Annotated in this window: 12 protein-coding genes; 9 read left to right on the forward strand and 3 right to left on the reverse strand. The window is 43.6% G+C overall.

The window, feature by feature from the left end; genetic code table 11:
* Positions 1–2: 2 nt before the first annotated feature.
* The 9 genes from ABLV12_RS14665 to ABLV12_RS14705 are packed head-to-tail and all read left to right on the forward strand — an operon-like array spanning position 3 to position 8,968.
* Positions 3–1,223, forward strand: a complete 1,221-nt coding sequence (locus ABLV12_RS14665; RefSeq protein WP_325905334.1) for a beta-ketoacyl synthase N-terminal-like domain-containing protein — start codon at positions 3–5, stop codon at positions 1,221–1,223.
* The gene (locus ABLV12_RS14670) at positions 1,224–2,186 is read left to right on the forward strand and encodes an ATP-binding protein (protein ID WP_348867129.1); all 963 of its coding nucleotides are present in this window, start codon (positions 1,224–1,226) and stop codon (positions 2,184–2,186) included.
* A gap of 13 nt (positions 2,187–2,199) precedes the next feature.
* On the forward strand, positions 2,200–2,907 hold the full coding sequence (locus ABLV12_RS14675) for an ABC transporter ATP-binding protein (protein ID WP_070557186.1): 708 nt from the start codon (positions 2,200–2,202) through the stop codon (positions 2,905–2,907).
* Positions 2,891–3,535 (forward strand): hypothetical protein, encoded by a 645-nt coding sequence (locus ABLV12_RS14680; RefSeq protein WP_004099495.1) that lies wholly within the window; start codon positions 2,891–2,893, stop codon positions 3,533–3,535. The genes ABLV12_RS14675 and ABLV12_RS14680 overlap by 17 nt, the downstream gene beginning before the upstream one ends.
* Entirely contained in the window at positions 3,536–4,846 is a 1,311-nt protein-coding gene (locus tag ABLV12_RS14685) for an ABC transporter permease (RefSeq protein ID WP_325905332.1), read from the forward strand.
* A 9-nt stretch (positions 4,847–4,855) separates the two neighbouring features.
* Entirely contained in the window at positions 4,856–5,644 is a 789-nt protein-coding gene (locus ABLV12_RS14690) for an outer membrane lipoprotein-sorting protein (protein WP_064397028.1), read from the forward strand.
* Complete coding sequence (locus tag ABLV12_RS14695) at positions 5,641–7,029, forward strand: hypothetical protein (RefSeq protein WP_064397026.1); 1,389 nt, start codon at positions 5,641–5,643, stop codon at positions 7,027–7,029. The genes ABLV12_RS14690 and ABLV12_RS14695 overlap by 4 nt, the downstream gene beginning before the upstream one ends.
* Positions 7,030–7,038: 9 nt before the next feature.
* Positions 7,039–7,971, forward strand: coding sequence for an ACP S-malonyltransferase (locus tag ABLV12_RS14700; protein ID WP_064397024.1), 933 nt, complete (start codon positions 7,039–7,041; stop codon positions 7,969–7,971).
* A 10-nt stretch (positions 7,972–7,981) separates the two neighbouring features.
* Positions 7,982–8,968, forward strand: coding sequence for a hypothetical protein (locus ABLV12_RS14705; protein WP_201506074.1), 987 nt, complete (start codon positions 7,982–7,984; stop codon positions 8,966–8,968).
* Between the two features lie 150 nt (positions 8,969–9,118).
* Here the strand turns inward: ABLV12_RS14705 and ABLV12_RS14710 are convergent, their stop codons facing one another.
* From ABLV12_RS14710 to ABLV12_RS14720, 3 genes are all read right to left on the reverse strand, one after another.
* Positions 9,119–9,445: a hypothetical protein gene (locus ABLV12_RS14710; RefSeq protein WP_004099502.1), complete on the reverse strand. Its 327-nt coding sequence runs from the start codon at positions 9,443–9,445 to the stop codon at positions 9,119–9,121.
* A 795-nt stretch (positions 9,446–10,240) separates the two neighbouring features.
* On the reverse strand, positions 10,241–11,626 hold the full coding sequence (locus ABLV12_RS14715; RefSeq protein WP_064397023.1) for an MFS transporter: 1,386 nt from the start codon (positions 11,624–11,626) through the stop codon (positions 10,241–10,243).
* A gap of 156 nt (positions 11,627–11,782) precedes the next feature.
* The gene (locus ABLV12_RS14720) at positions 11,783–12,961 is read right to left on the reverse strand and encodes a Gfo/Idh/MocA family oxidoreductase (RefSeq protein ID WP_004111004.1); all 1,179 of its coding nucleotides are present in this window, start codon (positions 12,959–12,961) and stop codon (positions 11,783–11,785) included.
* Between the last annotated feature and the right edge of the window lie 31 nt (positions 12,962–12,992).

The following is a 12,992-nucleotide window of genomic DNA, read 5'->3' on the forward strand; positions in this document are numbered from 1 at the left end:
CGATGGACAGGAAGTCTATTATTTCTGGTTATAGCGTTCATTTACCATTTGCCGATGATAGTTCACAGCTCATTGCAAATCTGAAACAGGGAAAGCGTGTCAAAACCGCGCCTTGGTTCAAGTCGAATGATGAAGCTATTAAATGTGGGCTTCGTGGTAATGTCAATGTTGCAAAGATGAAATATAGTAATGATAGCATTCCTGAATTACTCTATCGCCTAATTGATGAGGCCTTAAGGCAGTCAATGCTGGATGAGAATTGTCTTCGAGAAGATAATATCAGAGTCTATATTACTGGTATAGGGCCTCGAGTTGATGCTATAGATTATCGTTCTTTCGCTACTTATAATGATATTGAAGATCTCGCGCTGACTCCTTCAATAACCAATTTATGCGCCAAAAATATGTCTCAGGATATAATCGCAGAGCTTTTGGCTAAAAAATATCGTTTGCGGTATCTACCACCGAATATTAATTGCACCAGTAACTCCGGGCTTACAGCCGTTCATCTGGCAAGCCATGCAATTGAGCGCGGTGGTATAGAGCTTGCTCTCATTATTAATATATCCCAGGTAAAATCTCAGGATATTTGGTTTCTCTCAACTCAATCAATGTTGGATACGGATCTTGTTCAACCGTTTGGTGTAAATAGCAAAGGGGTGATCTTTGCTGAAGGTTATAGCGTTCTGGTACTTGAAAGTGACCATCATCGCCTGGCTCGACAACTTGTTGATGGAGTGAGTATCAAGACGGCTTATAAACAGATTAATGCCAGTAGAAGTAACGATGTTTACTGGCAGAGTACCTGTATATTAAAACTAGTCAACCAACTCTTGAATGATACGAGAGTTAAAATTGAGGAGGTGTGCGCTTTTATCCCTCATGGTAATGGTACAGCGTTCAGTGACAGCATTGAAGCGAAAGCTATTGCTATTCTGGCAGGGGAGAATATGCTACCAGTCCTCGCTTACAAAGGGCAAATAGGTTATACCGCTACTGGTTCTGGATTGGTAGATTTAATAATTGGTCATCATTCAGTAAGTTGTCATGAGTTAATAAAACCGGTAATTAATGAACCCATTGTTAATGGTATAGCTCACCACTTTCTTACCGGGCCGGGAGTAATAAAACATCACAAGAGCCATTTGCTTAAAACAGGCTTAGGGGTAGATGGTTCTATTATCGCAGCTTTGCTGTCCAATACCGCCAGGGAAGCTAGCTAAATGGATGATGCTATGCATTTATTATCGTTGTCTCTTATGGAGCCCGAGGCACCTTTATTTTTATACAGTCCCAGTTGGCTAAATGTTTGGGAAGCACATTCCTATGATATAGCTTTGAAAAATACCGATACAAATAGTTGGGCTTTTAAACGATTTGGTACTCGCGCAGATGCCTATGACAAAGAAGTAGTGAACAGAACTAATTACATGGCGTATATATCTGCGTTAGAAAAAGTATCCGATGTCGCAATGCAGGCGTTGCCTCAGAAGGAACGTATGCTATTGATGAAATCACGAACTGCTTTTATCTATGTTGACTCATGGGGAGAAGCGGCTGGCTTTGAATATGATATAAGTACGCTGCATTTATCTACCATTGATACACTACCAAAAAATTTAGTAAAAAAGTTTTCTGTAGATAATGTGACATGCAAAATCCGCGGTGAAAAAAATGCGCTGATTCAGGCAATGCGCCTGGCGCAAGACTATTTAAGCTGGGATATCTTTGATTTTGTCATTGTTTGTGGTGGTTATCGTGCCATACCATTGTTAGCGTTTACCGCAACAAATATTAATCCTCGTAGTAAAATGAAAGAATCTCGAAAAATTCCTGGGATGAATTTATCAATCGAACGCGTAGGAGGTTTTATTTTCAGTCAAACAAGTGGTGATCTAAAAGTAAACTGCGGGCCCTATTTTAGCGCAGACTCATCACAGTATCAAAAAAATTATGCATCAGATATTGATCTGGTTGCATTTTCCGGCAGGTCCAGTTCGATAACGCCATTTTTTTACCATCCTGTAAAATTACTCGATCTTGAAAAGAAATATGGTTCTAGTGGTTGCATAACGCCTGCTTTGAGCTGGCATCATATTTTTCAGCACGCTTTTAAGGGTGGTCGCATGAGAACAATCTTGCCCGATTATAATGGCGGCTTAACTTATTTTGATACCTGGTATTAACCATGAGGCCACAGTGAGAGCTAATATTAAAGAATTGCCAGCTATTTCTTTGCATGGTATTTATAAAAATTATGGAATGGGCGAGAACGAGGTTGTTGCGCTTAAAAATATCAATGTTGATATCGCTGCTGGCGAGTTTATGGCTTTATGTGGGCCTTCTGGTAGTGGTAAAAGCACATTGTTAAATATATTATCCGGAATTGATAAACCATCCGCAGGGCATGTTTTCTTTCTCAATAAAAATATGAATGCATTGTCAGAGAGAAATCTGGCAGCAGTACGTAGTAAGCATCTGGGATTTATTTTCCAGTTCTTTAATTTAATCCCGGTACTTAACGTGTTTGATAATGTTTTTTATCCATTGATACTTAATGGCCATTTCGATGCCAGAACTGCAAAGGAGCGAACCCTCCATTTTCTGAATAGCGTGGGTTTATCCGGCCTGGAAGACCGGAAACCGGGGCAGCTATCTGGCGGGCAACAACAGCGTGTCGCCATAGCAAGAGCACTCGCACATGAACCTCAGATTGTCGTTGCAGATGAACCTACAGGAAATCTCGACCTGGCGACGGGAGACGCAATTCTGGATCTTTTACTAGATATCAATCATCAAACGGGCACCACTTTTATTATATCGACCCACTCCACCCAGCTAACGGAACGTGCGCGCCGAGTGGTGGAAATCCGTGATGGAGAATTAGCTTATGATTCATATGAATAATTTCTTCAGGTTACTGTGCCTGAGCCTGTCTCTGGTTATTGTAGCCGCCACGGCGGCTCCCACTTATACGCCTGTAGTTGAAAGCATACTCCATAATGGGTTTCCAACTCAGCCTGACGTGTTAGCAAAAACTACTCAATCTCTATCCGATGAGTTCAAAAAGACCGGAAATATTGCTTCGCTGGTTTTTTATGCCTACGGGATGTTGAGGCAAGCAAACTATTTTTTGGCCACTAATGATATTATTAAGGCTTCAGAGTATGCTAAAACAGGCTTCTTTTATCTCGATGAAGCTGTGGATTTAAATCAAAACATACCACTCATCAGATATCTGCGTGCCAAGGTCGATGCGTACCTACCCGCCGAGTTGGGACGCTGCGTTATTACCCTCGAGGACACAGACATACTGCTAAAACAAGAATTAAGTAGCAGAATTCGAGATAACGTCAATGATATGCGCTACAGAGCATTTTATAACTGTAAACTTTATCAACAGGCTGGCCAATTATTATCAATATTACAGGTGGATAATCCAAATAAAAAAATTGATATGGCTTATAACGGTTCATCTACCTGGGAACTTGATGAAGTTACGCAAATTATTATACCCCTTATGAGGGCCAAATAAATGTCAATGAATATGATCTTTGTAAATGGTTTTGTGCTTATAATTGTTTTATTTATCATCTATTGTGTCGTTTTCCGCTTCCGTGATGCTAAGTTTTCTTTTTTGAATTTATTAAGGCATCGCAGAAGAACTTTGTCAACAATTTGTGCGATAATTCTTGGTGGTGTTGCCATATTTTTATATGGCGGCTTTATTAATTATTCTTTCTGGATTCTCCAGCAGCAAACAATCCGCACAAACATTGGTCATGTACAAGTTTATAACAAGGAGTACTTTGATACTGCAAACAAGAGTAAACATCTCATCAATAATTATGCTGCTCTAAAAAATGATATTATGCATAATTCTTCGCTAGCTAATGATATATCCACCCTTTCAGGGCAGCTTGAGTTTACAGGAGTTATTTCTCAATATGAAAATGAAACCTCAAGCTATTTTTCTGCTCAGGGGGGCGAGCCTTTACCTGCCCTGAAACTGGGTGCCTTTGATAAAATCATTTTAGGCAGTGATTTATCGCGCGTAAAACGTAATGAAATTACAATAGGCAGCGGGCTGGCAAAAACTCTTGCCGCGGGTTATGGCGACTGGCTTGATGTGATGGTAGTTAATACATCAGGTGGCCAGGGAGCTTTATCGTTAAAATTGCGTGGGATATTTGCATCCGGTATTAAAGATTATGATGATGTAGCATTGAAGGTTCCGCTAGATACAGCACAAAGGATTATGGGCACAGATGGCGTGAGTAAAGTACTTATATTGCTGAATAATAATAATGTTGATGAATTTATAGTTAAGTTGAATAAATATATTGTTGACAATAAGTTGCCGCTGGTTGTGAAGGACTGGAAAGAAACATCTATTTTTTATCAACAGGTCGAGGGAATGCTCTCAGGCATATATTTCTTTATCAAACTTATTGTCGCGCTTATTGTCGTGTTTATGATTGGTAATTCAATAACGATGAATATTGCTGAGAGAACGCGTGAAATAGCCACCCTGAGAGCCATTGGTCTTGAGGCCACCCATGTGACATTATTATTTTGGCTGGAAGGTGTTTTTATTGGCGTGTTTGGTGCCATGGGGAGTGTTTTGGTGGGGTATTGCTTAGCTGCGATGATCAATGTTTATGGGATTGCTATGCCGCCATCCCCGGGTCAATCGATAGGATATACTGCGTTTATTAAGATCGATAATGTCGAGCTTTTCTGGACTACGCTGGTTTTGCCAATTTTAACGTCAGCTCTTGCGTCTGTTCTTCCTTCGTATCGCGCATCACGGCTCAATATTTCTGCGGCGTTTAAATATTCCTGAGGAATGAGTATGAAACACCTTAAACTGCGCTTACTTATTCTTATTACTTTTTTTTCTTCGTCCTGGGTAATAGCCGAGACTCCGGCACCTCAGGCTATAGAAATTATACGTTTGGCTGATGATATACGTTCGCCTAATATACCTTTCCGCTATACGGTAACTGTTCTTGAATATAAAGAGGGTGGCGAGCAGCCGGAGAGTAAACAAATTCTCGATGTGTCAATGCGTTTTATGAAACCTGAAAATGGCTCGCGGGCAGATGCGCGTTCTTTAGTCCGGTTTATTTATCCTCCACGGGATAAAGGGAAGATTATGCTTTCTGATTGGTACGATCTCTGGTTTTATACACCTGAACTACGAAAACCGATACCTATTTCACCGGCACAAAGGCTGAGTGGGCAAATCTCAAATGCAGACGTTATCGTCACTAATTTTGAGTACGCCTACGATTCTACAATCGAAGGTACTGAACCTTGCGGACAGAAAGTCTGTTATAGACTATCACTGATACGCAAATCGGATAAGGTAACTTATCCAAAGGTGATATACCTTGTAGAACAAGGAGATGATTTCAGGCCTTACCAGGCATCTTATTACTCCCTTGATAACCAATTGCTCAAAAAAGTCTCCTATAAAAATTACCAGAAAATTTTAGGTAAATATCGGCCATCTGAAATTGTCGTACAGAGTGCTCGATATGCAAAAGGCTATTCAGTGATGAAATATAGTAACGTAAGACTGGAAAAATTACCTGAGTATTTTTTTACAAAAGAGGCGATGTTAAGGGGGGGGCAATGAAAATATCTCTCTACGTCCTTATTCCCTTTTTTACTTTAGTCTCTACCCTGGTTCAGGGACACTGTCTGTCCGCAAGTGTGTTGCAAGATAATATGGATGTTACTTTGGCAGCGCAGATTTCATATGTAAATAAAGAACCATCAATCTGGAAAATTGATGGTCGCAATCCATACGTGGCCGACAATGTTTATAATGATATTGCGTTAGGCATAAAAGGTCAGTGCGATCTAGTGGATAATAATCTCAATATGGATTTTTCATTTTATTCTTTAGGTTATTATCCGATTCGCAGTCCCGGGGTCTTTGAAAAAGATAAAAATCGTGCAAGGATAATGATAGATCGACTGCGTTTTACCTATGCTTTATCTGATACAACACGCCTGGAAGGAGGGAAGCTGAGACCTTCAAAAGGGGCCTTTTTCTTAAGATCCCCCGCTACATTGCTGACAAATTATTATTCCGGTTTTAAAACAACCCGAATATATGGGCCAGCAATGGAATCAGCTTATAGCGAATCATTTTGGGGGGCCACGTTATCTAAAGAGTATCAGGATTATAATTTTTTACTTACACTAGCTCCCAGATTGAGCAGTATCGATAAGTACTATGAATCATCAGGTAACTGGTCTGCAGCACAACGCTCAAATAGCGAGGAGCGTTACCTATTAACTTATAATGATTACCGACTAGCTAGTCATCGCCTGTCCGCTAATTTACTATTAGGCGATAATCCGGCGTTTTCATTATCAGAACTATATAATTATACATCACAGTTTTTAATTAATGCTGAGTTTTCCTGGCATAAAGGCCAGCAGTGGCGTCACTTCTCAAATGATAAAAAAGAGGCCGTACTGGCTGGCGCATTTCCATCCTCACTCTATTCTGTAGAGGATAAACAAGGCGTTGAGTTTGCGCTTGGCGGGCAGTATACAACTGATAGCTTTAGCGTATTCGGCTTAGAATACTATTTTCAGAGTGAGGGATATTCGAAAAAGGCCTGGCAGGAGCAGATTGATTTCATTCGCTTGATGGGATACAGGACTGGCTACGATTTTTTAGACCGGGCGTTTGATAGCTATAAGTATCTTATGGCCTCAGAGATTGGTAACACTTCAAATAAAGGCATGCTGTTATCCAAACATTACTTTAATACCTATTTTAGTCTGCGTAATCATGACCAGTCCACCCTGCAACCCTATGCAATGATAAATATAGCGGATGGCAGCGTATTATTTGGGGCCCATTTTATTAAACCCTTGCAAGGTAAGTGGGCGCCGTTTGAGTTATATGCCGGCGCATACAGCTCCCTGGGAGGTCCTGAATCAGAGTTTGCGCTATTTGGTGAAACGCTAAGCATTTATGTCGGTTTTAAATACTATTTATAAGGATATTTTATGGTATCACAGCTATCAACACCTTCTGTCGCTCTTATCTTTGCAGGACAAGGTAACCCTGTTATTGGAATGGGGTCTGATTTGTGGGATCTGAATGCAGTCACAAAAAATATTTGGGACTGCGCGAGCGATATTACCCAAATTGATATTCGCCGTTTATGCGAGCGCGGGCCGATGAGTCACCTGGTCCAGACAACGGCTCAGCAAGTTGCCGTTACGGCTATTAACGTGACGCTCTATTGCCTCTGTCTAGAAAAAATGCCTGATTTGCCAATCGTGGGTTCTTGCGGGCATAGCGTTGGCGAGTACAGCGCGCTTTTCGCTGCGGGTGCATTTAACCTGGAGGCGCTTTTTAGGATGATACATACCCGTTCAAAGATTATGAATGATTTAAGTAAAATTCATAAAGGAGCTATGCTCGCGGTTAAGGGCGCTGATTTTGAAACCTTAACTAACATGATTTCCGCATCTGGTATACCTGTCGAGGTGAGTTGTGATAACAGCTGTCGTCAGCAGGTTATCGGTGGCACGACTGCTGATCTGGGCCGTATCTCACAGATCCTTTATGGCGCCGGTTTAGAGGCGGTTAAACTGGGGGTTAGCGGCGCATGGCATACGCGTCTGATGGCCGATGGTGTTCAGATGATGCGCGATTTTTTGCAAAAAATCGATATTTGTTCGCCTAAATACAGCGTGCTGATGAATGTTACCGGGCAAGCAGAATTCCTTCCTGAGCAGATCAAAGAAAATCTGGCTCTACATCTGACGCATACGGTGCAATGGACAAAATCTCTTGCGGCTCATTTACAGAATTCTCAGTCGGTAACTTTTCTGGAGTTCAGCAATAAAGCTTATTTAGGACAACTCCTTTATGACTTCCGGCGTTTCGCGCCAGAAAATGTCGTGCATTGTAGAAAGCTGATTGGCTTGTAATGGAGGTGCTATGATCCCTGACTATTTAACATTTACTCGTTACCAGGATAAACGAGTGATTATTTATCTTTATCTTTTAACTATGTTTTTACTTTTCCTTTTCTGGAAAAACAATGGTTATAACTTATTGCCGAGTAATGTATTTAGCCTGAGCGTTATCCTGGCATTAATTGTCTTTTCTTTTATTTACGAGCTGAAAAACTATTGGGGTTATAAATGTGTCATGAAGCATATAGATTTTTCCTGTTTTCAGGGGAAAGCTATATCCTCGTATGAGGCGTTTTTGTGGCATCCGGCAGTGGTGACCTTCTCATACTTTGCGATCTTTTATCTTCTCATTACGAGCTGCCTGTCATTTATGTCATCGGGTCATGCACTACTTTGTATTGCTATTATTTCGCCATTGGCTATTTACCTGGCGTTTAAATATGCACGTTATAGCTATGTGAAGCGAATGAAGGATTTTACTGCCCAAAAGGTAGTCTGGCGCAATCTACATCATTACGTCGGTTTTAATCTTTTTATCACCTTTTTAATGAATAGCTTGATAGTCAGCCCGTTAGCAAATGAGGATGATTTTTCTTTGGCGGATGGTTTTTTTTCAGCCAGATTAATGATAGCGATGTTTATTCTTTGCGTTATTGTTTTGTTTTTAGATATGATCTTCATCCGTCCATCGAAACGCTACATTTTTCTTGGGCGATTGTTCCTGAGGGAATTTGACTTCCATCTATCAAAGTCAATCCCCTGGCCATGGCTCTATAATAAAGCGATGTGGCTTAGATTATTCCTGGTTTTAATCACTCAGTTTATTTGGATTGTATTGCTCAATGTCATTTTGACATTTTCGGGATTGAGTGTTTATTTTGAATTTTATTTTTTATCCTGCTCTCTGCCTTCATTTTTTTATTTCTATCTGCATGCTTACTGGCATTGGCATAATGATTATATCGTCGCATGTGATATGTATTTTCGTTGCGATCGAATTGAACGTTAAAATGAAATAAAACTTACTAAGGAGATATGCACGACAGCATTGCTGTTTACAATCCTCAATGAGCGGATGTAGATTATATGTGAATATTAATCAGAAAAGATGTATTGTTGAATGGATAAAGCCAGTCAGTTCCCTGACTGGCTTGGTTTTTTATTTCTGTAACGAAGAAACTACGTCGCCCCAGTTCGTCGCTGCATCATAGACGAAGTTTGACCAGATACCTGATTTTTCATACATCATTGAATTCAGGTGATCTGCCAGAATGCTACCAATACTGGATGGGGAGCCACTCAGCAAGTTGCTAAGCATATCCAGAGAGGTTTCCAGCGCCGTTTTGGCAATGGTAAGGGAGCCATCAAAGCCGACTTTCATCAGTCCAAGTGCGGATTGAATAGTGAAATCAACCAGGGCACAAGGCAGGTCAAAGAGGCCAGCACCCGAGATATTTTCCATTTCATATTGTGTTAATTCTTTCATTTTTTATTCCTGTGCTATTACTATTTATAATTACTTAGTTGCGGGCAAGCTGAGTACACCCTCGTAAATATTAACCAGGGCTTTGTTTTGATAATAGTGAATATTTAAATGAACCGGTAATTCATTATGAATAGTTAACGTGATGATAAATTCGTGCTTCTAATAAAAATTCCGAATAATTGCGTTTTTTATAATTGATTGATTTTATATTTTATGGCTATGGGTTTACTACCAATCTTTTATCTCTCTTACTGAAAGTAATGGCTATGTGGCATTTTTAGAACGTAATTTTTAAATTTTATGCTGCGGGTATTATGAATTCACATAGTGATGTTAGATTGTTTTATGTGAATGGCCCTATACTGCTATCCAGAAAAATAAGCTATCTATAATTCACCGTCGCTTTCTTCGTTCTAATATAGATAATCCCTCAGGCAGCTCATGTTTGCCCTTTACCAATTTCAATGAAGCTGTTTTGAAGTTTATCACCAGGTCAGAACAGCTGCACGGTGATAATCCCAGAGACTGAGCGGCGCTGCTATCCTCCCGGTGCGTTTATTGCGAAGCATCTCATGGCGCTTTCTGCTTGTCTGCCTGGGCTCAGCCCTCTTATGGGGAGGTGAAGTGGGGATTTGAAACGTAGCGTTAGCTTAAAGAAGATGAGAGGGATAACGCTAAACCAACGCTTAAAGCGGCGAAGATAATTGGGAGGGGAGACCGTCACGCAAGCTTTCGCCAGTACGCAGCAGGGACATCATACCGGCCACGTACCATGTCCCTGGCTGCTTAACCACCTTACGCGGGAACGGTCTGAACTGCACCCTGCTTAATCACCTGCTCAATCTCAAAGCGGTTAGTCACCTTACTGTCGATTTTGATATACACCGAACGTTCGTTGTTAACTACCAGTACCTCTTTAACTCCTGCTTGAGCCTGTAGCCGTTGCTGTAGCATCTCATCCGCCACCACGTCGGCAGGGATCTCGACCCGCAGGCTACTAACGTAAGGCGGTTCGCTCATGGTGCTGGCCACCAGTAACCATAGCATTGCCAACAGGGCGCCAAGCAGGAAAACGGTTTGTGAATCAAAAAAGCCGTCTACCCAGCCGCCTAGCGATCCGCCAATCGCGACTCCAAGAAACTGGCTGGTAGAGTAAATCCCCATCGCTGTTCCTTTGTAGCCGGCAGGTGATTCTTTACTGATTAACGAAGGCAGTAACGCTTCGAGCAGGTTAAACGCGAGGAAAAATAGCTGAACGCCGGCAACCAGTTCCCAGAAATAGCCTCCCGCTCCCCAAAGTACGATCTCGGCGATCAGTAAAATGGCAACGCAGAGCAGAAAAACGCGCTTCATTTTGCGCTTTACTTCGGCGTAAATAATAAACGGCACCACGGCAACAAAAGAGACCAGCATGGTGACCAGATAGATTTTCCAGTGCTCAGCTGCGGGAAAACCGGCAGCTTCCAGCTGACCCGGCAGGGCAACAAAGGTGGACATCAGCATAATATGCAGGCACATAATGCCGAAATTGAGCTTCAGTAGTTTTGGCTCGGCAAGCACTTTGCTAAAGCAGCCTTTCACCATACCAGATTCACGGTTAAGCACGTGATTATGGCTATTTGGCACAACCCACAGCGTAAGCAGAATCCCGAGCGTCGCCAGGACAGCAATCATCCAGAATAAGGCGTGCAGGCCTAACTGGTGGGTGATAATAGGTCCGAGGACCATGGCGATGGCGAAGGTAATACCAAAGCTGACGCCGATAAACGCCATGGCTTTAGTGCGATTCTGTTCGCGGGTTAAATCGGAAAGCAGCGCCATTACCGCTGCGGCAATCGCTCCGGAGCCTTGCAGCGCGCGGCCAAGAATAATGCCCCAGATCGATTCGGAAAGCGCGGCGATAATGCTGCCGAGAACGAAGATTAACAAGCCGCCGACGATAAGCGGTTTACGGCCAATGCGATCGGAGAGGAGGCCAAAAGGAACCTGGAATATTGCCTGCGCCAGTCCATAGATACCTATAGCCAGTCCAATAAGGGCTTCACTTGCGCCCTGGAGCGCCATGCCATAAGTGGTCAGAACCGGCAGGACCATAAACATGCCGAGCATGCGCAGAGAGAAAACGGTCCCCAGACCCCAGGTTGCGCGCAGTTCGCCTGGCGTCATTTTGTTATCGTTCATTACCACCTCAATCTAAAAACTGCGCCTAGTGTAGTGGGGGGAGCCAGAAGCGTAAATAGATGTTTGTTTAACAGATATTACTGCTGTGTTGCACGATGAGGTGAGGGCGGTAGACAAAAAGAAACCAGCGGAGCGGGCTCCGCCGGCTAGCGGAGATTATTGGCAGTTAAAATCAACCCATTGGCCGCCTGCATCGGCGGATTTGACGCATTGCTCAACCCAGTAGACCCCGTGGAGCCCGGCTTCGACGTCCGGATACCAGAAGTTATCCAGAAACGCCTGGTCACGGCGATCCATTGCATCGATAGCGATGGCGTAACGGCGGTAAAGGTTAGCCCATGCCTCAAACAGCCCTTCCGGGTGGCCGCCGCCGATGCGGTCGTCTGCCAGCGCCTGCGGACTTAAATAGGGCATTCCACGTTCAAGAACGCGCGCGGGTTCGCCCTGCACCTCATAGCTGAGCTGATTTGGACGCTCATCCCACCACTCAAGGCTGGCTTTCTCGCCAATGACGCGGACTTTTTGTGAGTGCATAGCGCCGCTGTTGACTGCGCTGGTCCACAGTGAACCGACGGCACCATTATTATATTCCATCAGCACGAAGGCGTTATCTTCCAGCGGCGCGCGCGATTTGACGAAGCTCTGACGTGCGCACATCAGCCGGGTGATATTCAGATTTGGCACCATGGTTTCCGCAATAAATAGCGGGTGAGTCGCCAGATCCCCCAGCACGTAGCTAGGGCCGGCATATTTGGGCGTTACCCGCCAGCGGGTAGATTCAGCCTGCAGTTCAACGGCTTCATTATGAAAACCGTGGGCAAACTGCATATTGATAATGCGGATCTCCCCAAGCATACCCTCCGCGATCATCTGCCGCGCCTGCTGAATCATCTGGTGCCCGGCGTAGCCGTAGGTAACGCCGATTATTTTGTTCTGCTTTTTGCTCAGCGCCAGCAGCTCGCGGGCCTCGGCGGCGGTAAAGCACAGCGGTTTTTCACAGATAACGTGCAGCCCCGCTTCCAGCGCTGCTTTGGTGATCGCGAAATGGGTATTGTTCGGCGTAGTGACCGAAACGGCTTCAATGCCGTCAGGGCGTTTGGCTTCCTCTGCAAATAGCGTTTGATAGTCGGCGTAGCAGCGCTCGGGGGCGATTCCGAGTTGCTCGCCAAATTGACGGCCGCGTTCGGCATCAATATCGAGCGCGCCGGCCAGCAGGGTAAAGACATTGTCGCGCAGTGCTGCACAGCGGTGGCTGTAGCCAATCTGGCTGGTGCCGCCGCCGCCGACCATTCCCCAGCGCAGGGAGCGAGATAAGGGTTTCATGCCGTTTAACATGATGATGCACTCCTCTAAAGAGAGACTTCGG

The sequence above is a fragment of the Klebsiella sp. CN_Kp100 genome, from assembly GCF_040065315.1.
Taxonomy (GTDB): Bacteria; Pseudomonadota; Gammaproteobacteria; order Enterobacterales; family Enterobacteriaceae; genus Klebsiella; species Klebsiella oxytoca.

Coding starts and splice junctions, on each gene's coding strand:
- ABLV12_RS14665 (WP_325905334.1), top strand. CDS start 3: ATGGACAGGAAGTCTATTATTTCTGGTTATAGCGTTCATTTACCATTT.
- ABLV12_RS14670 (WP_348867129.1), top strand. CDS start 1,224: ATGGATGATGCTATGCATTTATTATCGTTGTCTCTTATGGAGCCCGAG.
- ABLV12_RS14680 (WP_004099495.1), top strand. CDS start 2,891: ATGATTCATATGAATAATTTCTTCAGGTTACTGTGCCTGAGCCTGTCT.
- ABLV12_RS14685 (WP_325905332.1), top strand. CDS start 3,536: ATGTCAATGAATATGATCTTTGTAAATGGTTTTGTGCTTATAATTGTT.
- ABLV12_RS14690 (WP_064397028.1), top strand. CDS start 4,856: ATGAAACACCTTAAACTGCGCTTACTTATTCTTATTACTTTTTTTTCT.
- ABLV12_RS14695 (WP_064397026.1), top strand. CDS start 5,641: ATGAAAATATCTCTCTACGTCCTTATTCCCTTTTTTACTTTAGTCTCT.
- ABLV12_RS14700 (WP_064397024.1), top strand. CDS start 7,039: ATGGTATCACAGCTATCAACACCTTCTGTCGCTCTTATCTTTGCAGGA.
- ABLV12_RS14705 (WP_201506074.1), top strand. CDS start 7,982: ATGATCCCTGACTATTTAACATTTACTCGTTACCAGGATAAACGAGTG.
- ABLV12_RS14710 (WP_004099502.1), bottom strand. CDS start 9,445: ATGAAAGAATTAACACAATATGAAATGGAAAATATCTCGGGTGCTGGC.
- ABLV12_RS14715 (WP_064397023.1), bottom strand. CDS start 11,626: ATGAACGATAACAAAATGACGCCAGGCGAACTGCGCGCAACCTGGGGT.
- ABLV12_RS14720 (WP_004111004.1), bottom strand. CDS start 12,961: ATGTTAAACGGCATGAAACCCTTATCTCGCTCCCTGCGCTGGGGAATG.